Source organism: Aliidiomarina minuta, from assembly GCF_003987145.1.
Taxonomy (GTDB): Bacteria; Pseudomonadota; Gammaproteobacteria; order Enterobacterales; family Alteromonadaceae; genus Aliidiomarina; species Aliidiomarina minuta.
This window is the reverse complement of sequence record NZ_PIPL01000002.1, coordinates 28,173-48,646: the sequence shown is the minus strand read 5'-3', so window position 1 is coordinate 48,646 and position 20,474 is coordinate 28,173. Positions and strand designations below refer to the sequence as shown.

Here is a 20,474-nt window from a genome sequence, read left to right as displayed (position 1 = left end):
CTCCCTATATTTCCGCTTTTCTGCGTAAAACGCCTATCTTATCAAATAGCCGCGCGAAGGAAATTGCTTTATCATGAGCACCTTCTGTCTATGATACTGGTTCGGAGTTAAATAACTGTGCTGCAATTGGGGCGCCCACATTATTTTTTGCTTATATCGTCGCTCATGGTAAGTGGTTCAGCGCAGGCTATGTGGCCGCAACAATGCGAGGTCACGCCTGATTGGGTCCAACCTTCCAGCACCTCAGATGATATTTCTCCAGCTCTTTATAATGCAGTGCAGGTGACTGCTGATCAGGCTAATGTTTTACATAATAGTTACGCTTCCTACCTGGGAAACGTAGAGTTACGCCACAATCAGCAATTACTGCAAACTGAAAGTGCCGAATACAACCAAATCACCGGTGAAATCCGAGCCGACGGTGGACTCTATTTTAATGATGGGTACGTTGCTGTGCGTGGAGATACTTTTCATGCCCACACTCTCCAGCAAAGCGCTACGATTCAGGACATTGATTATCATCTTGTAGGCACATCAGCACTAGGGTCAGCGAGTGTACTCGACATCCAGGAGTCTGGCGGCTATCAGAACCTGAACTTCCGCCGAGCCAGCTTTACCACGTGTCCGGGTGATCGTCCGGCATGGCAGGTTCGTGCCCGACGTATTGAGATGAAAGAAGATGAAAGCTGGGGGGTGGCCCACGGTGCTCAGGTTCGTTTATTTAATGTTCCTGTCATTTATATCCCTCGCTTTAGTTTCCCGCTTACTGACGAGCGCAAATCCGGCCTGCTCTATCCTACCGTTCGCAGCTCGTCTCGTAATGGCCTGGAATTCGAAATTCCTTATTACTTCAATCTGTCCCCCAATTACGACGCTACCCTGACACCTCGTTATATGTCTGAGCGTGGCCTGATGGGGATGGCGGAGCAACGCTACCTGAGCGAAGATCACCAGGGTCAGTTCAACATCGAATATCTGAACAACGATAGCTCCAGGCAAGCCGACAACAGTCGTTTTTTCTGGCGGGTAGAACATGAAGCTGAATTCAGCTCACGCTGGAGCGGTTACGTTGACACCAGTCACGTTAGCGATGTCAATTATTTCAATGATTTTGGCAGTCAGTTCGCCAGCCCCGCCGATGCCCATATCTATCGCCGCGGCCAGGTTGACTACCAACATCAGAACTGGACCGCGCAGGTTCAGGTAGAAGACTTCCAAATGCTGGGACCCTACCAGAATCCCTATCGCACCATGCCCCGTATCAGCGTCTGGCATGAAAGCGACTTACCAACCCGTCAGGGGTTTACCACTCAATGGTTTAGTGAAATAACTCAATTTCAGCGCCAGGATATGGCGGATGAAAATGCGACCCGCGTGCACATGGAGCCAGGCTTGAGTTATTACATGCGCAGACCTGGTTGGGAATGGCAGGCTGAAACCAGCATGCTGCTGACTCATTATGAACAACAAAAATTCGAAGAAGAGCAGCTGAACAGCAACTCTATTACTCGAGCCCTTCCCGAGCTAAGGTGGCATGGCCAGATAAACCTTGAACGACCACTGGATTTTTCAGGCAATGGAGGGCTACAGACGTTGCAACCGCAACTCCAGTTTCTCTACACGCCTTACCGCGACCAGCGTGATATCGGAATATATGACTCCATACCCATGCAGGATGATTACAATGGGCTGTTTCGACCCCGCCGTTTCACCGGTCTGGATCGAATAGCAGATGCCAATCAGATAACGCTGGGGGCCACTACCAGCATATTTAACCACAGAGCTGAGGAACTTATGCGCCTTAGCCTGGGTCAGATCTTTTACTTTGATGATAGTCAGACACAGCTGTTTGATGACACAACCCAGATTACTGACAATAATTCTGAGCTGGCTGCTGAACTCGACTTTCGTTTTGGCTCGCGCTGGTACTTCAGTCTGGGAGCGCAATACGATAGTCAGCTGAACCAAATGCAAAAAAGTCGGTCTGCTGTTGAATATCGTAAAGATAGCAACAATTTGATACAGTTGAACCATCGTCAGATTCGAGGTCTTGTTGGTACAGAAGCCGATGTCGAACAGCTCGGCTTAGTGACCACCTGGCAAGTTCATCAAGACTGGTCAATAGCGGGTCACTGGTATCAGGATTTGCGTAATGGAGACGCACTTGATGTTAATTTCGGGTTTCAGTATGAACGTTGCTGCTGGGCCCTGCGAGTAAGTGGATATCGTAGAATTGACCGTAATTTCGAAGGCATTTCAAGTACACAACCTCTGACACCGGCGGAGTTTGATAACGGGATTAGCCTGCAATTTGTAATTACCGGCTTGTCGGGCGACCGTTCCAGCCTTAGCAATTTATTGCAGCAGGGCATTTTTGGATACCGTCGGCCGTTTTATTTAAGTAACTAATGGAAATTATATGAAAGTAGTAACCTCCTGCTTATTTGCAATCACGCTGCTATTCAGTACAGCAAGTACGGCCGAAGAACTGCTCGATCAGGTCGTCGTTGTGGTAAATAACAATGTCGTTCTGGAGAGTGAAGTTGAAAGCCTCGTGCAATCAGTAAGAAGAGATGCCGCGGCTTCCGGGCGCAGCCTGCCGTCAGAGCAAGCTCTGCGGACTCAGGCGACCGAACGCCTGATTTTGCAAAAGCTGCAGATTAGTATGGCAGAAAATATGGGCATACGCATCAGTGATGCTCAGCTGGATCAGGCTATCGCCTCAATTGCCGCAGAAAATAACATGCCGGTTGAAGCTCTGCGTAATCAGGTTATTGCCGATGGTCTTACCTGGAATTCGTATCGCGAAGAGGTCCGAGAACAAATCATTACCAACGAAGTTCAGCGTTCACAGGTACAACGCCGTATTTACATCAGTCCTCAGGAAGTAAATAACCTGGTCAGGCTGATTGACGAACAGGGACAGTCTGCTACCGAATACAACCTGAGTCATATTCTTATCAGCTTCCAGAACGAAGAGGGCGACCAGGATGAAGCCGCGGCAAGACGCCGCGCAGATCGAGTTATGGAAACCCTTAATGAAGGTGACGACTTCGCTCAGGTGGCAATATCAGCTTCCTCAGCCGCTAACGCTCTTGACGGCGGTGAGATGGGTTGGATGAGTAGTAACGCCATGCCTACTTTATTTGCTGCGGCGGTGGATGGCGAAAGTCCCGGCACCCTGGTTGGCCCTTTGCGTTCAGGTGTGGGTTTTCACATTCTAAAAGTAAATGATGTACGGGGCGCAGACGCCTTTACCGCAGAAGAAGTCAAAGCGCGTCATATTTTAATTCAGCCCTCTGTTATTCTTTCAGATAACCGCGCACAGCAAATGCTGACAGAATTCCGTCAACAGATTATTGATGGTGAGAAAGACTTTGCAGAGCTGGCCCGTGAACATTCATCGGATACGGGGTCTGCAGCCCTCGGCGGCGAACTGGGATGGTCTGACCCTTCTGCCTATGTGCCTGAGTTTCGCGACCGTGTAATGAGTCAGGAAGAAGGTGTTATTAGCGAACCTTTTCGCACTACTCACGGCTGGCATATTGTCGAAGTGCAGGACCGCCGGGTAGAAGACATAACCGATCAACGCAAACAGGATCAGGCACAGCAAATGCTCTATAACCGTAAATTCCGCGAAGAACTGGATATCTGGCTACAGGAAATTCGTGACGGAGCTTACGTAGAGGTGGTGCGCTAAATGCCTCAACGCATTGCCATAACTGCCGGTGAACCGGCGGGTATCGGTCCGGATTTAATCATCCAGTTGTGCCAGCAAAAATGGCCGGTTGAATTGGTAGTCTGTGCCGATAAATCAATGCTTCAGGAACGCGCTGCATTGCTTGGGTTACCTTTGGAGATCGTCGACTACGATGCAGATTTACCGGCACGGCCTTTGCCCGCCGGCAGCATGACTGTACTCCACCTGCCTGTGGCAGCGAAGGTGACACCTGGCGTCCTTGACGAAGCCAACGGTCAGTATGTAGTTTCAACCTTGAACCGTGCCTGTCAGGGTAATCTTGATGGTGAGTTTGCAGCCGTGGTCACCGGGCCTGTGCATAAAGGGGTTATTAATGATGCCGGGATTGCCTTCAGTGGACATACCGAATTTTTTGCCCATCAGGCCGGTTGCAACGATGTTGTCATGATGCTGGCGACAGAGGGCTTACGAGTCGCTCTGGTGACCACTCATCTACCGCTAGCCTATGTTTCTAAAGCTATTACCAAAGAGCGTATCCAGCAGGTTATCCATATTTTACACGCAGATATGGTAAACAAATTTAACCTGCCGCAACCTCGCATTCTGGTTTGCGGCCTGAATCCGCACGCTGGTGAAAACGGCCACCTGGGGACCGAGGAAATTGATGTTATCATTCCTGCCCTCCAAGAGTTACGTGATGAATATGGCTACCATTTACCAGGCCCTTTTCCTGCCGATACCATTTTTCAACCCAAGTATCTGGAGCAGGCCGATGTTGTACTTGCCATGTTTCATGATCAGGGATTACCAGTACTTAAATATAAAGGTTTCGGAGCAGCGGTGAATATTACCCTTGGCCTGCCTTTTATTCGCACCTCAGTAGACCATGGCACAGCGCTCGATTTGGCTGGCCAGGGTAATGCCAATGTAGGCAGTTTTAAGCTTGCTATCGAGCAAGCCATTAGCATGGCTAACCAATCACTATGAGTAAAGTCCACCAGGGGCACTTCGCCCGCAAGCGTTTTGGTCAAAATTTTTTACACGACCAGGATGTAATAGAGTCTATCGTCAGTGCCATCCATCCTCAGCCAGATGAAGCGCTGGTTGAAATCGGTCCTGGCCTCGCTGCACTTACCGAGCCTGTCGCCGATATCTGCCGCCAGTTACATGTTATTGAACTAGATAGAGATCTGGCTGACCGTTTACAGCAGCACCCTGTTTTAGCTGATTTATTAACCGTTCATCGTGTCGATGCTTTACGCTTCGACTTCAGCGAACTGGCGCAAGAGCTGGGAAAAAAACTCAGAGTCTTCGGTAATCTACCTTACAATATTTCAACACCTTTGATTTTCCACCTGTTAAACCAGGTTGGACAAATAGAAGATATGCATTTTATGCTACAAAAAGAAGTCGTTGCACGCATGGCGGCAACCCCGGGTAATAAAACCTTTGGTCGTTTATCAGTCATGATTCAGCAAGCCTGTGAAGTAGCACCCGTACTGCATGTACCGCCTGGGGCTTTTACTCCGCCTCCTAAAGTAGAGTCCGCTGTTGTCCGCCTGCGCCCTATGGACAACCCGGTTTATCCAGTGCACGACCGTAAAATGCTGAACAATGTATGTCTCACTGGTTTTAACCAACGCCGTAAAACCGTACGCAATAACTTCAAGGAGTTAGTCAGTGAGCAGCAACTTGAAGCTTTGGGTATCGACCCCAGTGTTCGCCCTGAAACCCTGAATGTGGTAGATTTCTGTAATATCGCAAATTGGTTAACGGAGCAAGAATCAGATCATGAATAATTCTCCGATTAATATTCAGGTCGAAACCCAGTTTATGGATGCGCAGTCTAATCCTGAACAGGATCAGTACGTTTTTGCCTACACCATTACTATTGCCAATAATGCACAGCAAAGTATTCAGTTACTGACCCGTGAGTGGAGCATCAATGATGCTGATGGCAAAGTAACCCAGGTGGCTGGTGATGGAGTAGTGGGTAAACAACCTCATATAGGTCCAGGGGAGCATTTTACTTACACTAGCGGCACGGTGCTAACCACTCCGTTGGGCAGCATGCAGGGAAGTTACGGTATGCTTTGGGAAAACGGTGATGACATCGAGGTTCCCATTCCGGCTTTCCGCCTGGCAGTTCCCAATATCTTACATTAAAGGTATCTCATGGCGCTTTATCTGGTTGGTGACATTCACGGTTGCGCGCGAGAATTCGAAATGTTGCTCAGCCAGGTCAGTTTCAACCCTGCCCATGATCAGCTTTGGTCAGTAGGGGATCTAATCGGCCGGGGTCCGCAACCGTTAGAAGTTTTACAGCTAGTAGACAGCCTGGGCAGCGCTTTTCAATGTGTATCCGGCAATCATGACCTCAATCTTCTGAGCGTGCTTTGTGGTGTAAAGCCAGCCAACCCTAAAGACAATACCGAAACCATACTCAATAGCTCTCAACGCCATTACTGGATTGACTGGTTACGTCAGCAGCCGTTAATGCTACAGCACCCAAGTGCCCCTCTGGCAATGGCTCATGCAGGCATTTATCCGGGCTGGTCGCTCCACCAGGCACAGCAACTGGCAGACGAAGCTAGCCTGGTGCTGCAAAGCGAGCAATTTGTCCCCTTTTTAAGGGACATGTACAGTAATCAGCCGGATACCTGGGATGACGGACTACAGGGCTCTGAACGCTTCCGTTTTATTGTTAATGCATTTACCCGCATGCGCTTTTGTCGTCAACAGCAGCAAAAAGTAATACTCGACCTGGACTGCAAAGCCCCTCCCGCTGAGGCACCTGAAACTATTAAACCCTGGTTTAAAATCTGGCCCGAGAGCGCAACTACAATAGCTTTCGGACACTGGGCCGCGCTAAATGGAGATAGTCAGCGAAAAGATATCGTTGCTTTGGATACTGGCTGTGTATGGGGAAATAAGCTCACCCTTTGGGATTATGAGAATAATTATTACTACCAACAGGACGCTTTAGCCGATTAATAAGATCAATGCAATTTCCAAATGCTTATAATTTAGTTATAGTGCTCTCATAAAATAAGCATATATCAGGTTTGCATTAGGAGAATGTCATGAGGTTAACCGTCGCAGCGCGGGTAATTGGCGGGTTTGCCATTATTACTTTGCTTTTGCTGATTATCAGTTTAAATTCATTTATAAGTCTGAACGCTATTGGTAAGTCCAGTGAAGAAGTAAATGAAGTGGCGATTCCGGCTTTGATGGGGGTTACCGACATACAGACAGAACTGTTGCAACTATCTAACAGTCAGCTTGAAACTTTTCATAGTCAGAGTATTTCTCAGGTTGAAACCAACCAACAGAATTTCCGCGAATCCAACGAAAATCTGAAGGAGCTCACTTCAGCGCTGCAACGAAGCATGCGGCAAAGCGAGCAAACTACTAACATTGATGAGGTAACCTCTAATATAGAAAGTTTCCTGAGTCAGATCGGACAAATTTTCGAGTATCAGCTGCTCTACCTCCAGCTTGCCAATGACCGTGACTCCGCCCTCAGTCAGGTAGAATTTTCTTCTGACGATGCGGCCATGCTGTTACTCGATCTAACTGACGAAGAAGGCATTCCCAACGAACTTTATAATCAGGCTGGCCAACTGGAGAACACGCTTAATACTCTGGTTACGCTTGCATACGATATGTCTTCAGTAGACGACCTGGGCCGTGCTGACATTATTCGCAGTGAAATTGAAGTTGCCGTCAGCACCACTGAAGAACGTTTACAAACCGTCATCGATCTTGGCCAGGGCCGAGCCATCATCGCCGAGGTACAGGACAACGTAGAGAACGCGACGAATAGCCTGGTAGGAAGTTCCGACTCCTTAGTTGAAATCATTGAACAACGCTTACAGGCCCGCGAAGATGCCGAAACTTTATTAACTGACAACAATGATTCCATGCAGAACATTCTGAATCAGATTGCTAACCTGCAAACTCAGGTTCAGGGCATGGCGGATAGAACTCAGGAGCAGGCAGCAGACGCGATTAGTCGCAGTGGCATATTAAATGGTGTGCTGACTGTGCTCTCTATCCTGTTTGCAGTAGGTATAGGCTATCTGGCAGTACGCTCTATCAGCCGTCCTCTGGCTGACGTCAACGAAATGCTCAACACCCTGGCAAATGGTGACCTGACAGGTCGCTTAGATGACAGTGCTAAAGATGAGTTTGGTGAGTTATCGCGGAACATCAATAAGTTGATCGCCAACCTGCGTCAGTTAATTGAAGGTATTGCCAATCGCTCTACGCAATTGGCTACGGCGGCTGAAGAGTCCTCCGGCATTTCCGCTGAATCGCGTAATTCAATGCAGGAACAGCGTTCCCAGGTTGAGCAGGTTGCCACCGCGACGCAGGAAATGAGCAACACTTCGACGGAAATGGCGAGTGGAGCGGCTCAGGCTTTACGTGAAATTCAGCATTCCGATGAAGAAGCCACTCGGGTACGGGCTATTTCAGATGAAAATAAACGCACTATCGAAGAGCTGGCCCGGGAAATTCAGCATGCTTCTGAAGTTATTAACCAGCTCTCAGAAAACAGCTCCAATATCGGCGGTATTCTGGATGTAATTCGTGGCATTGCCGAACAAACCAACCTGCTGGCACTTAACGCCGCCATTGAGGCCGCTCGTGCCGGTGAACAAGGTCGCGGTTTTGCGGTGGTTGCGGATGAAGTTCGTACCCTTGCCAGCCGCACTCAACAGTCCACCGAAGAAATTCAGGAAATGATTGAGCGTCTGCAAAGTGATTCCAGTCGCGCCGTAAGTGTGATGGAACGAGGCCGCACTCAAGCCGAAACCTGCGTAACTCAAACCGACGAAGCGGCCGCTGCCTTGCAGGGCATTACTGACTCAGTCCACCAGGCGTCTGACAGTAGTACTCAAATCGCCGCTGCAGCGGAGCAGCAAAGTGCTACCGCACAGGATATCAGCGAAAAACTGGAGGCTATTGTCTCTATTGCTGAGCAAGCTGAACTAGGTGCGAAACAAACTTCTGAAGCTAGTGACGAAGTCGCTAAACTCTCTGCCGAGATGCAGGATTCAGTGAAAAGCTTCCGTCTGTAAAGCTTGTTTAAGTTGCAAAAAAGGGGCCTCAAGGCCCCTTTTTAATTACCCGCATCAGTTTCTAGTTGATGCTGATTTTAGCGAACCTTCTCTTACCCACCTGATACACAGCTTCACTACCTGGCTCACAACGGTGCTTAGTATCGGCGATCCGCTCGCCATCCACCTTAACCGCATTCTGTTTTATCATACGCATGGCTTCCGAGGTAGAAGTCACCAGACCTGCATTTTTAAGCACGCTGGGCAAACCTAGCTGCGCCTCTTCCAATTGCAGACTGATTTCATCCATATCATCCGGCACTGCATTCTTCTGAAAGCGCTGGATAAAATCCTGCTCTGCGGCCGCTGCGGCCGCTTCATCATGAAAACGCGCAATCAGTTCTTTCGCCAGTATGATTTTAATATCCCGGGGGTTAGTGCCATCGGCTACCTGCTGCTTAAGCGCTTTGATCTCGTCGGTCGGGCGGAAGCTGAGTAAATCAAAATAACGCCACATCAAATCGTCAGACACCGACATGACTTTACCGAACATATCGTTCGCTTTATCGGTAATGCCGATGTAATTGCCTAACGACTTAGACATTTTCTGAACACCGTCCAGGCCTTCCAGCAGAGGTACGGTAATGACTGTTTGTGGAACCTGCCCATTTTCTTTTTGCAGCTCACGCCCCATCAAGAGGTTAAAACGCTGATCGGTGCCGCCCATCTCAATATCCGCTTTGAGCTCCACCGAGTCCCAGCCCTGTATCAAGGGGTAAAGAAATTCATGAATAGCAATCGGTTGCCCCCCCTGATAACGCTTTTTAAAATCATCGCGCTCTAACATTCGGGCAACAGTATGACTGGCAGCCAGCTTGATCAGACCATCCGCGCCCAGTTTATTCATCCATTCGCTGTTAAAGCGAACTTCAGTTTTTTTCTCATCCAGAATTTTAAATACCTGGCTTTTATAAGTTTCTGCATTCGCCAGCACATCCTCTCTGGATAGAGGCTTACGCGTTACATTCTTACCTGTAGGATCACCAATCATCCCGGTGAAATCACCAATCAGGAAGATCACTTTATGACCCATTTGCTGAAGTATTTTCAGCTTGTTAATCAACACGGTATGACCTAAATGCAAGTCTGGAGCTGTAGGATCAAAGCCCGCTTTTACTGTCAAAGTTTTACCGCTTTTCAGCTTTTTCTCCAGTTCATCCTGTAGTAAAACCTCGTCGACTCCGCGTAGCAGATCGGCTATTCCAAACTCAGCTTGCTTACCTTTCATTTACTTTCCTCGCGCTCGACCAATGGCAAACAGCGCATTCTACTTGATTTTTGCCTGGCTTTTAAGCATTCTGGTAAGCAACTATACGAAGCTTTGAAAAAAAGCTTATTGCGCGCTAAAGCTAAAGTAGTCTAAAGGTTCATCTCATGACACAATTTATTCATCACCTGCCCCGACAACACCGCATTGTTATCGCGCTATTGCTTGGGCTTCTGTTGATCATCGCGTTGCTACCATCGGAGCAGGCTAGTGCCTCTCGCAATACTTCAGATGTGGATGAAATTGAACTGGGCAAACGCTACCAGCTTGAGCTCCAACTGCATGAAGCGGAGCTTGCTGAGCAAGAGCTTGGCGCAGATATTGAGTGGCAGAATTATGAAGTCCGCTCTGGCGACAGCATGGCGCGCATTTTTCAGCGTCTGGGCTTCTCCGCTCAGGAACTACACCGGGTAACACAAGCTGAAGACGCTGATACTATTTTACGCCGTATCCACCCCGGCAATACTCTTCGCTTCGCCAATAACGAAGACGGTGAACTGGTGCAGGTGTTGTACGAGCTGAATGAACTGGATACCTTTTTAATTACTCGCGACGAAGAAGGCCGTTTCTATAGCGAACGGGAAAGTAAAGAATTTGAAGTGCGTCTGGGCTTTGCTAACGCAACCATTACCAGCAGTTTTTGGAACGCAGGTGTGCAGGCTGGTTTAACTCAGGGCCAGATTATGAGCCTGGCTGAACTCTTCGGCTGGGATATCGACTTCGCACTGGATATTCGTCCCGGCGACAACTTCAGCGTACTTTATGAACAACGCTACATTGATGGTGAATTTGCAGGCTACGGCCGCATTGTCGCCGCTGAATTTGAAAATCAGGGTGATAACTTCCAGGCCGTACGCCATGAAAACGGCGATTATTACACGCCCGAAGGTAAAAATATGCGCCAGAGTTTCCTGCGCGCACCCGTCAGCTTTAACCGCGTTAGTTCAGATTTTAATCCTCGGCGCACGCACCCAGTCACTGGCCGTGTAAGACCCCACAACGGCATCGATTACGCTGCGGCTGTCGGCACCCCTGTTATGGCTTCCGGAGACGGCCGTGTCATTCGTAGCGGCTACAACGACCTCAATGGTAACTATATCTTTATTCAGCATGGTGAACGTTACATAACCAAGTACCTGCACCTGAACCGTCGTCACGTGCAGCAAGGCGCTCGGGTTCGCCAGGGTCAGACTATCGGCACTGTTGGAGCCACAGGACGGGTGACCGGCCCCCACTTGCATTATGAATTCCTGGTCGACGGCGTACATCGTAATCCGCGCACGGTAGACCTGCCTGCCGCTGAATCTTTAGATCCGGATAAAATGCCTGACTTCAAAGTAATCGCTGAACAACGATTAGCGAAACTGGAAAGTCAGCGCCGTATTATGCTGGCGATGAATGACTAATTATTACCTGGGTTTAATGTCCGGTACCAGTTTAGATGGGCTGGACATCGCCCTTACCCAGTTTGATGAACGTGGTCAGCCCAAACTCGTTTGCACTGACCACCAGCCTTTACCAACTCTTCTTAAAAAAAGCCTTTTCCAGCTAACTCAGGTACATGAAAATGAGCTCATTCACTATGGTCACTGTGATCGTGAATTTGCCTTGTTCTGTGCCAATGCAGTTAACCAGCTACTCCGCCAGCAAGGTATTAAAAGTAGTCAAATACGGGCTATTGGCAGTCACGGTCAAACCGTACGCCATTACCCGGAACGGGTGACTCCCTTCAGCTTGCAGCTTGGCTGTCCAGCTACCTTAGCTGCAGAAACCGGAATTAACGTGATTGCTGGCTTCCGGCAAAAAGATATTGCATTGGGCGGTCAGGGAGCTCCTCTGGCACCAGCTTTCCATCATCATGTATTCAATGATCAGCAGGAAAACCGCGCTGTACTCAATATCGGCGGTATTGCCAACCTTAGCTATTTACCCCAGCAGGGCCCTGTGCAGGGTTTTGATAGTGGCCCGGGTAACTGCCTGCTTGATTATTGGTATAGCCAGCATAATCCAGGCTCTTTTGATGCTAACGGAGACTGGGGACGTCAGGGAGAGTTAAATAAACCCCTATTACAGCGGCTACTTACTGACCCCTACTTCCAACAACCAGCACCTAAAAGCACCGGGCGGGAGTACTTTAGCCCCAAATGGCTAAATGAACACCTTGCAAATTCAGGGTCCTTGAAGGCTACCAATGTACAACGTACTTTGGCTGAGTTTACTGCTGCAAGCATTCGCTTAGGCCTACTCCAATACAGCGCTACAGCCTGCTACGTCTGTGGTGGCGGAGTACACAACCAACTGTTGTTGGATCGCCTCAAAGCGCTCATGCCAACTATCAGCTTTACCAGTACGCAAGCTTTGGGAGTCGACCCTGACTGGGTCGAAGCAATGGCTTTTGCCTGGTTGGCCTGGTGTTATGAACAGCAACGCCCGGGCAATCTGCCGTCGGTCACTGGCGCCAGTCGTCCCGCCATTCTTGGCGCTCTATACCCTGCAAAGTAAAAAGTAAAAAGCCCCGTTACCGGGGCTTTTTACAATTGAGTCTCAACAACCAGATTAGTTGTTGGCAAATGCATCGCGCGTCAGATTTTCAACACCATGCTCACCTACATACACACTGTCTTCAACGCGCACACCACCGAAGGGCCGTAACTCAGCAATGCGTGTCCAGTTGAAGTCGTCATTGCCTTCAAAATCCTGCAATAACTGATCGACCACGTAAAGACCAGGTTCAATGGTAAATACTTGTCCAACCTCGACCTTTCTCATCAAGCGAAGAAAAGGGTGACGGGCGTCACGCTCAAATTTATCGCCTTGCGGATTCTTCAGGTAGCCACCTACATCATGCACCTGCAAACCTATATAGTGACCCAAACCATGCGGGAAAAACGCATTGGTGTAACCACGCTGATAAATTTCTTCCGGACTGATTTTAAAGAAATTAAAGTCGGACAGAATTTTAGCAATTTTATGATGCATGCTGACATGCAGGTCATAATAAGAAACGCCAGGTTTAATCTCTGCTATGATCGCCTGCTCTGCGTTATCTACCGCCTCGACCAACTCGGCATAAAAGCCTGACTTCTGCGCCGCATAAGTCCTGGTGATATCAGAACAGTACCCATTGTAGGTTGCGCCAGCATCAATTAGGAAAGAGCGGGATTCTGAAGGTGCCGAGCGCTCGTAAACATCGTAGTGCAAAATAGACGAATGTTCATTCAGCGCAATAATACTGTTATAGGGGACTTCCTGCTCACGAAACTTTATCGCATTGAGGTAAGCATGCTGGATTTCTATCTCACTTGCACCGGCATAAAAAGCATCGCGGGCAGCAATATGAGCCCGTGCTCCCAGGCGATTAGCTTTACGCAGGCATTCAACTTCATAGTCAGTTTTTTCAGCACGTTGATAATGCAATACATCAATCAAAGGCTCAGGATTAACGGCCCCCAGGTGCCAGCTTTTCATGGGCTCAAAATCTTCTCCAATGAAAGCGGCATGTTGCAGTTTATCACCTAAATCCGACCGCACCTGAGCCAGGTTATCAACAACTTTAAGCTCAACATGGTCCTGCCAATCGCCAGGCGCTATATTCACCGGGGCGTGCCAGAAATCTTTGGCACAAAACAAATAAAGCGTGGGTTTACTGCCCGCTTCGTAATAAATAAAACTTTTAGGACTATCCGTGATCGGCAACCAGTACTTGAACATAGGGTTGACTCGAAATGGGTAAGGGTTGTCATCGAGGAAAGCCACACGGGGCTGACCCGAGTAGATCAGTGCTGCTGCATGCCCAGTCTGTGCTAATGCCGCATCAAAGCGTTGTTTTACCCTTTCTATATGCTCTGCATAATCTCCCATAACCACCTCAAATAGTCTGTAAGTAATGCCGCAGTCTAACAAAAAAAGCGGCATTCTGCATGACGACCATCAATCAGAGATACGGTTTCGCACAGCAGCAACCACAGCGGATGAACCGTAACCGGTAGATTCAGCCCAACTCAGTATATGTTCACCATTTACCGTATCGTCGTCGATCACGCTTGCTGGCAGCTGACGGGTGAGCATCTCTCCAACCTGCTCTGCTTCCGCAGTAATGGCAAATTGCAGCATGCTGTAATTATTGCATCGAATCGAAGTGTAAATGTTACGGACACGCATGTTATGATTGCTCAAAATAGTGCGCAAACGCTGACGATCATCAGCACTAATGGCAGTACATAAACCTTCCGCAATGCTGTCATTTGCAACTGCTGTCAAACTGGTAGCAGATAAAAGGACACTGCTGGCTGCAACAACCATGGCTAACTTTTTCATCAAAACTCCTCTTAGGCGCAGTATAGGGCTACGCCAACTACTTATATTGGCAAAAACAATAATCTATTGCGTCTGATTTTTGCGCTTTGTCACTCTAAAGGCAAGAATAACCGTGTAGTGATTTTGTTAAATCATCACCTTGCCAATGAGCGTTTTTAAACCTGACTCCAGACCTGAAAACAAAAACGCCAGCGATGTAAAGCGCTGGCGTAACGAAGCAGAATGTTAACTAACTAAACTAGTGGTATGGTTTTTACACGGCGAATGAAGCCCCGCATCCGCAGGTAGTTGTCGCATTCGGATTATTAACAAAAAAACGCGCGCCCTGAAGCCCTTCTTCATAATCAACAATTCCCCCGACCAGGTATTGTAAACTCATAGGGTCGACCACTAAAGTTACCCCTTCTTTCTGAATTTCCATATCTCCGGGGTTGACGCTTTCTTCAAAAGAAAAGCCATACTGAAAGCCCGAACAACCACCGCCGGTAACAAATACGCGCAATTTTAATGCGTCATTTTCTTCTTCAGCAATTAAAGTTTTCACTTTCAGCGCTGCTGTTTCACTAAATTCAATCGGCAAAGCCTGTTCAACTGCACTCATGTCGTTACCTCCGGACATTAAGAATGGTTATTCTCATTTACTCATTCAGACTCATCAACCAGATCTATCAAGTCGCCCCACTGGAAACGACGCTCTGTGCGTCCACCAGTGCGAGTTCGCACCTGAACTACGATAGATTCAGGCTCTATTTCAGCAGGCAGCTTAAAACTTCCATCAAGACGAGTAAAATAGTTCATCGCAAAGGTCCGCGCTGAATCATCTTTATTGGCCAGTTCAAATAAATCCAGCTCTTTTGGGCTGCCCTGTTCCCGACCTCGCAAGGTTATCGATACAGACCCCTGCGCCAACTGCTGCTGAGCTCGCTCAATCTGAACCAGGATCAAACGAAAATGATAAATACCTGGTCCACTGGGCGATACTACCAGGGAGTCAATAGTAACACCTTCAGCATCCAGTTCCGGTGCCATTACCCGCTGATAAAATGCCAGCTCCCGGCGTACCCCTGATTTTTCACTCTGCGCGGATCTTAAGTCCTGCTGCAAGGTCGTCGTTGCCACCCTCTCTACATCCAGCTCAACCTGCAGAATATTAATTCTATATTCAAGCTGTTCTATCGTTTGTTGCAATCTTTGTATGCGGTCCTGCTGGGAAGCATATTGCCCTTCCAGCCAACTCAAACGAGCGTTACCCAGTATGTACCCTAACCAGATACACACGGCTGCCACCGCCGCCACCGTCAGGGTGAACTTTAAACGTCCTGTGCGTTGCCGCATTTTAGAAAAACTCACTAACTTAATACCTGTGTTATGCTACATAGCAATTCTAATGACTACCTGAAACGAAGTGTACCATGAAGGAATTCCTGCTCCTACATACTGACTGGCTTAAAGCACTGCATATCAGTTTTATGGTGGCCTGGTTTGCCGGTATTTTTTATCTGCCCCGGCTGTTTGTTTATCATGCTGAGAACCATAAGCATGATGTACATGAACTTTTTAAGGTCATGGAACGGCGGCTACTCTTTTTCGTAACACCTTTTGCCCTGTTAACTTTAATTTTTGGTTTGGGAATTTTATACGCGTGGGGCGTAGCATTGTCTAATCTGCCCCTGTGGCTACATATAAAATTCGTGTTAGTCGCTTTGCTATATCTTTACCATATTTATTGCTTCAAGCTGCTTGCCGACTTCCGCAACGATTTAAATACCCGCAGCAGTCGCTGGTATCGGGTTTTTAATGAAATTCCGGTACTCTTACTGTTTGCAATTATAATCCTGGCTGTGGTTAAGCCATAAGTTAATCTGCTATCATGCAACGCCAACTGCCATTCACATTGGGGACCACCGCATGATGCACTTTACAGGCGCCGATATTCTCTCGGTCAAACAGTTTGACCCAGACTCCATCGCGCGAATTTTTGCAATCGCTGATCAGATGCAACCCTACGCTCACCGAAAAAAACGTACCCGAGTCCTCGACGGCGCTATTCTGGGCAATCTGTTCTTCGAACCCTCAACACGCACCCGGGTCAGCTTTGGTACCGCTTTTAACCTGCTCGGCGGCGAAGTCCGTGAAACCACGGGTATGGAAAGCTCGGCGATTGCTAAAGGTGAGTCCTTATATGACACCGCCCGAGTGCTTTCCAGTTACAGCGATATAATCGCTATGCGTCATCCCAAAGCAGGTTCCGTTGCGGAGTTCGCTGAAGGCAGCCGGGTACCGGTCATTAATGGTGGTGACGGGGCCAACGAACATCCTACCCAGGCATTACTGGATTTATATACCATCAAAAAAGAGCTCGAACACAACAAGCTCGGCATCGATGGCATGCACATCTGCATGGTGGGTGACCTCAAATATGGTCGTACAGTGCACTCCTTATCCAAATTACTGAGCATGTACAGCAACGTGCGTTTCACGCTGATTTCGCCCCGTGAACTTAGCATGCCTGACGATATTTTAAGTATGCTGGATAGCGCTGGCCACAAGGTCCATATTACCGAACATATCGAAGGTTCTATGGATGCGGACATCGTCTATCAGACCCGCATTCAGCAAGAACGTTTCGCTACAGCAGAAGAAGCTGATCAATATCGCGGTAAATTCCGTTTAAACAATGAAATCTATACTCGTCACTACAAACCAAATACTGTCATCATGCATCCGCTACCGCGCGATTCTCGTGCTGAAGCTAATGAGCTGGATAATGACTTAAACCAGAATCCTAACCTGGCTATTTTCCGTCAGGCCGATAATGGTGTGTTAATCCGTATGGCACTTTTTGCACTGACCCTCGGTGTTGAGGATCTACTGCAGAAATATGAAACTGACGTTATCTGGCACAGTGATAAAGCAAACATATAAGAGGTATCTATGTCTCGCTCAAGCGAATTATTTTCTCAGGCTCAGCACAGTATCCCCGGTGGCGTAAACTCGCCGGTTCGCGCATTTAATGGTGTGGGCGGCAGTCCTTTGTTCTTTGAACGGGCCAATGGCGCCTACATGTTTGATGTTGATGGTAATCGCTACGTTGATTACGTCGGCTCCTGGGGACCTATGATTCTCGGCCATAACCATCCGGAAATACGCGATGCCGCTATTGAAGCGGCTGAACGAGGCCTGAGTTTTGGTACGCCTACCGCTATTGAAGTGACCATGGCTGAAAAAATTATTGAGATAGTACCTTCGATAGAAAAAGTACGCATGGTTAACTCCGGTACCGAAGCGACCATGAGCGCCATTCGTCTGGCCCGGGGTTATACTGGCCGCGATAAAATTCTCAAATTCGAAGGCTGTTATCACGGCCATGTCGACTCACTACTCGTCAAGGCAGGTTCCGGCGCTTTGACTTTGGGCACACCAAACTCACCTGGCATACCGGCAGATTTAGCGCAGCATACGCTGACAGTAAGCTTTAATGAGCCTGACGAAGTCCGCGACGTATTCGAACGTTATGGCGATGAGATCGCCTGCATCATTGTTGAGCCGGTCGCCGGTAACATGAACTGCATACCTCCGGCTGAAGGTTTTTTACAAACCTTGCGTGATGTCTGTGACCAGCATAAGTCAGTACTTATCTTTGATGAAGTTATGACCGGCTTTCGGGTTGCCCCTGGCGGTGCTCAGGAATATTACGGCGTAACTCCGGACCTTACCTGCCTGGGTAAAGTTATTGGTGGTGGTATGCCTGTCGGCGCCTTTGGCGGTAAACGGGAAATTATGGATCATATCGCTCCAACTGGTCCGGTCTATCAGGCAGGTACCTTATCAGGCAACCCTGTAGCCATGGCAGCCGGTTTGGCTGCGCTTACAGCATTGCAGGACCACGGGCTTTATCAGGTTATGAATCAACGGGTAGAAACCCTGGTCAACGGTTTGCAGGAAGCTGCAGACGAAGCGGGCATTCCGCTGACGACTAACCATGTTGGCGGCATGTTTGGATTTTTCTTCACCAGTGAGAAAGTGACCAGCTTTGCCGGTGCCACAGCCTGTAATATGGAGCACTTTAAAGCTTTTTATCACGAAATGCTGAAACGTGGTATCTACCTCGCTCCAAGCGCCTTCGAAACGGGTTTCATGTCGATGGCACATAGCGAAACTGATATTGAAGAAACTCTGCAGGCCGCACGTCAGGCATTTGCCAGTCTGAAATAAGTACCACAACAGGCTGGGTACATTCCCAGCCTGTTAGCTCACTGGTCTGCTTGCTTCATGCAGGCCATAAGCCTATCATTTGGCCGGTGTCCTTTGGTTATTTCCCCCGGCTTTGATAAGGTATTTCATGACAGACAAAAAAGTTAAGCATCCGCTCTATATTCCCCACTCAGGCCCGAAGTTACTGGAAACCCCTCTGCTCAACAAAGGCAGTGCTTTTAGTCGTGACGAGCGCATCGCTTTTAATCTGACCGGTTTGTTACCACCGCGCTACGAAACTATCGAAGAGCAGGTGAGTCGCGCTTACAAACAGTATTCAAGCTTCGACACACCTATTAACAAACATATCTACCTGCGTGCTATTCAGGATAATAACGAAACCGTATTTTACCGGCTGTTGCAGGACCACCTGGAAGAAATGATGCCTATCATTTACACCCCTACGGTAGGTGACGCCTGTGAACAATTCTCGGATATTTACCGCAGCTCACGAGGCTTATTTATATCCTATGCTGAACGTGACCAAATGGATGACATTTTACGCAATGCCACCAAAGGCAAAGTTAAAGTTATCGTAGTTACTGATGGAGAACGCATACTCGGCCTGGGTGACCAGGGTATTGGCGGCATGGGAATCCCTATTGGTAAGTTATCTCTGTATACCGCCTGTGGTGGAATCAGCCCGGCGTACACTCTCCCAGTAATGCTCGACGTAGGTACGGATAACGAAAAACTGCTTAACGATCCTATGTACATGGGCGCCCGCCATAAACGGATTCGCGGTGAAGAATACAGTAACTTTGTTGATACCTTTATCCAGTCTGTACGACACCGCTGGCCAGAAGCCATGATCCAATTCGAAGATTTTGCCCAACCTAACGCGATGCCTATTCTGAATCGTTACCGCGACGAGATCTGCTGTTTTAACGATGACATTCAAGGCACTGCCGCAGTAACCGTGGGCTCTCTGCTTGCAGCCTGTAAAAGCAAAGAGCAGAAATTATCCGACCAACGCGTCGTTTTTGTCGGCGCGGGTTCTGCTGGTTGTGGTATTGCCGAACAAATCATTGACCAGATGACCGCTGAAGGCATCAGTGATAAACAGGCGCGCAGCCAGATGTACATGGTTGACCGCTTTGGTTTGTTGACCGAAGGTATGACAGGTTTGCGCGATTTTCAGCAAGCTCTTGTACAGTCCGAAGATGCCGTTGCGAACTGGTCATACAGCGGTGAGTATGCTTCTCTGCTGGACGTTATGTACTGTGCGAAACCCACAGTACTGATTGGAGTTTCAGGCCAGAGTGGCCTGTTTACTGAACAGGTCATTAGTGCCATGCAGCAAAATTGCCCGCAGCCCATTATTTTTCCGCTCAGCAACCCGTCCCGCAATGTCGAAGCTACTCCAGAGCAAGTCATTGAATGGACTCGCGGCAACGTGATGATAGCTACGGGCAGTCCTTTCGCTCCAGTCCATTACGAGGGTAAAACCTACCCCATAGCCCAGTGCAACAACAGCTATATCTTCCCCGGCATCGGCCTGGGCGCTTTGTCTGTGCGTTCTTCCCGTATTACCAATGAAATGCTGATGGCCGCCAGCCAGACCCTGGCTGAATCATCGCCGGCAGCGCGGGGGCTTTCTGAACACCTGTTGCCACCGATCACGGGTATCGCTGACCTGAGCAAACAAATTGCCTTTGCTGTGGGCAAAGTAGCCCAGGAGCAGGGTTATGCCCTTGAAGTTTCAGACGATGTACTGCGCGAACGTATCGAGAAAAACTTCTGGCGGCCTGAATACCGGGATTACAAACGCGTCAGCATTTAACAACATACTGCTGGTTTTAAACGCATTTTT

At 48.5% G+C, this 20,474-nt stretch carries 18 protein-coding genes; 13 read left to right on the top strand and 5 right to left on the bottom strand.

Features of this window, described 5'->3' with window-relative positions; genetic code table 11:
* Window positions 1-189: 189 nt before the first annotated feature.
* The 7 genes from CWE09_RS10500 (at window position 190) to CWE09_RS10470 (ending at window position 8,784) form a co-directional block, all read left to right on the top strand.
* A complete protein-coding gene (locus tag CWE09_RS10500; protein WP_157982850.1) occupies window positions 190-2,409 on the top strand; it encodes an LPS-assembly protein LptD in 2,220 nt (739 codons plus the stop codon).
* Window positions 2,410-2,419: 10 nt separating this feature from the next.
* Window positions 2,420-3,700, top strand: a complete 1,281-nt coding sequence (gene surA / locus CWE09_RS10495; RefSeq protein WP_126804005.1) for a peptidylprolyl isomerase SurA — start codon at window positions 2,420-2,422, stop codon at window positions 3,698-3,700.
* A complete protein-coding gene (gene pdxA, locus CWE09_RS10490; RefSeq protein ID WP_126804004.1) occupies window positions 3,701-4,687 on the top strand; it encodes a 4-hydroxythreonine-4-phosphate dehydrogenase PdxA in 987 nt (328 codons plus the stop codon).
* The gene (rsmA, locus tag CWE09_RS10485) at window positions 4,684-5,499 is read left to right on the top strand and encodes a 16S rRNA (adenine(1518)-N(6)/adenine(1519)-N(6))-dimethyltransferase RsmA (RefSeq protein ID WP_126804003.1); all 816 of its coding nucleotides are present in this window, start codon (window positions 4,684-4,686) and stop codon (window positions 5,497-5,499) included. The genes pdxA and rsmA overlap by 4 nt, the downstream gene beginning before the upstream one ends.
* Window positions 5,492-5,866, top strand: a complete 375-nt coding sequence (gene apaG / locus CWE09_RS10480) for a Co2+/Mg2+ efflux protein ApaG (RefSeq protein WP_126804002.1) — start codon at window positions 5,492-5,494, stop codon at window positions 5,864-5,866. The genes rsmA and apaG overlap by 8 nt, the downstream gene beginning before the upstream one ends.
* Before the next feature lie 9 nt (window positions 5,867-5,875).
* Complete coding sequence (locus CWE09_RS10475) at window positions 5,876-6,694, top strand: symmetrical bis(5'-nucleosyl)-tetraphosphatase (RefSeq protein WP_126804001.1); 819 nt, start codon at window positions 5,876-5,878, stop codon at window positions 6,692-6,694.
* An 89-nt stretch (window positions 6,695-6,783) separates the two neighbouring features.
* Window positions 6,784-8,784, top strand: a complete 2,001-nt coding sequence (locus CWE09_RS10470; RefSeq protein WP_126804000.1) for a methyl-accepting chemotaxis protein — start codon at window positions 6,784-6,786, stop codon at window positions 8,782-8,784.
* A gap of 61 nt (window positions 8,785-8,845) precedes the next feature.
* Here the strand turns inward: CWE09_RS10470 and tyrS are convergent, their stop codons facing one another.
* Window positions 8,846-10,051 carry a tyrosine--tRNA ligase gene (gene tyrS / locus CWE09_RS10465; protein WP_126803999.1) on the bottom strand — a complete coding sequence of 402 codons (1,206 nt, stop codon included), beginning with the start codon at window positions 10,049-10,051 and terminating at the stop codon, window positions 8,846-8,848.
* Window positions 10,052-10,197: 146 nt separating this feature from the next.
* Between tyrS and CWE09_RS10460 the strand changes: the two genes are divergently transcribed.
* Entirely contained in the window at window positions 10,198-11,496 is a 1,299-nt protein-coding gene (locus tag CWE09_RS10460; RefSeq protein WP_126803998.1) for a peptidoglycan DD-metalloendopeptidase family protein, read from the top strand.
* A complete protein-coding gene (locus tag CWE09_RS10455; RefSeq protein ID WP_126803997.1) occupies window positions 11,489-12,592 on the top strand; it encodes an anhydro-N-acetylmuramic acid kinase in 1,104 nt (367 codons plus the stop codon). The genes CWE09_RS10460 and CWE09_RS10455 overlap by 8 nt, the downstream gene beginning before the upstream one ends.
* 54 nt (window positions 12,593-12,646) lie before the next feature.
* On the opposite strand, the gene pepQ is transcribed toward CWE09_RS10455, so the two are convergent.
* The 4 genes from pepQ to CWE09_RS10435 form a co-directional block, all read right to left on the bottom strand.
* On the bottom strand, window positions 12,647-13,951 hold the full coding sequence (gene pepQ, locus CWE09_RS10450; protein WP_126803996.1) for a Xaa-Pro dipeptidase: 1,305 nt from the start codon (window positions 13,949-13,951) through the stop codon (window positions 12,647-12,649).
* A 69-nt stretch (window positions 13,952-14,020) separates the two neighbouring features.
* Window positions 14,021-14,407: a DUF3718 domain-containing protein gene (locus CWE09_RS10445; RefSeq protein ID WP_126803995.1), complete on the bottom strand. Its 387-nt coding sequence runs from the start codon at window positions 14,405-14,407 to the stop codon at window positions 14,021-14,023.
* 253 nt (window positions 14,408-14,660) lie between these two features.
* On the bottom strand, window positions 14,661-15,008 hold the full coding sequence (gene erpA, locus CWE09_RS10440; protein ID WP_133306980.1) for an iron-sulfur cluster insertion protein ErpA: 348 nt from the start codon (window positions 15,006-15,008) through the stop codon (window positions 14,661-14,663).
* Between the two features lie 41 nt (window positions 15,009-15,049).
* Window positions 15,050-15,757: a DUF6776 family protein gene (locus CWE09_RS10435; protein ID WP_126803993.1), complete on the bottom strand. Its 708-nt coding sequence runs from the start codon at window positions 15,755-15,757 to the stop codon at window positions 15,050-15,052.
* A 62-nt stretch (window positions 15,758-15,819) separates the two neighbouring features.
* Between CWE09_RS10435 and CWE09_RS10430 the strand changes: the two genes are divergently transcribed.
* From CWE09_RS10430 to CWE09_RS10415, 4 genes are all read left to right on the top strand, one after another.
* On the top strand, window positions 15,820-16,263 hold the full coding sequence (locus CWE09_RS10430; protein ID WP_126803992.1) for a CopD family protein: 444 nt from the start codon (window positions 15,820-15,822) through the stop codon (window positions 16,261-16,263).
* Window positions 16,264-16,315: 52 nt separating this feature from the next.
* Window positions 16,316-17,332, top strand: a complete 1,017-nt coding sequence (locus CWE09_RS10425; RefSeq protein ID WP_198679758.1) for an aspartate carbamoyltransferase — start codon at window positions 16,316-16,318, stop codon at window positions 17,330-17,332.
* Between the two features lie 9 nt (window positions 17,333-17,341).
* Window positions 17,342-18,622: a glutamate-1-semialdehyde 2,1-aminomutase gene (gene hemL, locus CWE09_RS10420; RefSeq protein ID WP_126803991.1), complete on the top strand. Its 1,281-nt coding sequence runs from the start codon at window positions 17,342-17,344 to the stop codon at window positions 18,620-18,622.
* A 127-nt stretch (window positions 18,623-18,749) separates the two neighbouring features.
* Entirely contained in the window at window positions 18,750-20,444 is a 1,695-nt protein-coding gene (locus CWE09_RS10415) for an NAD-dependent malic enzyme (RefSeq protein ID WP_126803990.1), read from the top strand.
* Window positions 20,445-20,474 lie beyond the last annotated feature (30 nt).

Excerpts from the sequence above, each read along its gene's own strand:
- CWE09_RS10455 (WP_126803997.1), top strand. The coding sequence starts at position 11,489 with ATGACTAATTATTACCTGGGTTTAATGTCCGGTACCAGTTTAGATGGG.
- tyrS (WP_126803999.1), bottom strand. The coding sequence starts at position 10,051 with ATGAAAGGTAAGCAAGCTGAGTTTGGAATAGCCGATCTGCTACGCGGA.
- CWE09_RS10415 (WP_126803990.1), top strand. The coding sequence starts at position 18,750 with ATGACAGACAAAAAAGTTAAGCATCCGCTCTATATTCCCCACTCAGGC.
- hemL (WP_126803991.1), top strand. The coding sequence starts at position 17,342 with ATGTCTCGCTCAAGCGAATTATTTTCTCAGGCTCAGCACAGTATCCCC.
- CWE09_RS10500 (WP_157982850.1), top strand. The coding sequence starts at position 190 with ATGTGGCCGCAACAATGCGAGGTCACGCCTGATTGGGTCCAACCTTCC.
- CWE09_RS10460 (WP_126803998.1), top strand. The coding sequence starts at position 10,198 with ATGACACAATTTATTCATCACCTGCCCCGACAACACCGCATTGTTATC.
- surA (WP_126804005.1), top strand. The coding sequence starts at position 2,420 with ATGAAAGTAGTAACCTCCTGCTTATTTGCAATCACGCTGCTATTCAGT.
- CWE09_RS10470 (WP_126804000.1), top strand. The coding sequence starts at position 6,784 with ATGAGGTTAACCGTCGCAGCGCGGGTAATTGGCGGGTTTGCCATTATT.
- CWE09_RS10430 (WP_126803992.1), top strand. The coding sequence starts at position 15,820 with ATGAAGGAATTCCTGCTCCTACATACTGACTGGCTTAAAGCACTGCAT.
- erpA (WP_133306980.1), bottom strand. The coding sequence starts at position 15,008 with ATGAGTGCAGTTGAACAGGCTTTGCCGATTGAATTTAGTGAAACAGCA.
- CWE09_RS10445 (WP_126803995.1), bottom strand. The coding sequence starts at position 14,407 with ATGAAAAAGTTAGCCATGGTTGTTGCAGCCAGCAGTGTCCTTTTATCT.
- pepQ (WP_126803996.1), bottom strand. The coding sequence starts at position 13,951 with ATGGGAGATTATGCAGAGCATATAGAAAGGGTAAAACAACGCTTTGAT.
- rsmA (WP_126804003.1), top strand. The coding sequence starts at position 4,684 with ATGAGTAAAGTCCACCAGGGGCACTTCGCCCGCAAGCGTTTTGGTCAA.
- apaG (WP_126804002.1), top strand. The coding sequence starts at position 5,492 with ATGAATAATTCTCCGATTAATATTCAGGTCGAAACCCAGTTTATGGAT.
- CWE09_RS10425 (WP_198679758.1), top strand. The coding sequence starts at position 16,316 with ATGATGCACTTTACAGGCGCCGATATTCTCTCGGTCAAACAGTTTGAC.
- pdxA (WP_126804004.1), top strand. The coding sequence starts at position 3,701 with ATGCCTCAACGCATTGCCATAACTGCCGGTGAACCGGCGGGTATCGGT.
- CWE09_RS10475 (WP_126804001.1), top strand. The coding sequence starts at position 5,876 with ATGGCGCTTTATCTGGTTGGTGACATTCACGGTTGCGCGCGAGAATTC.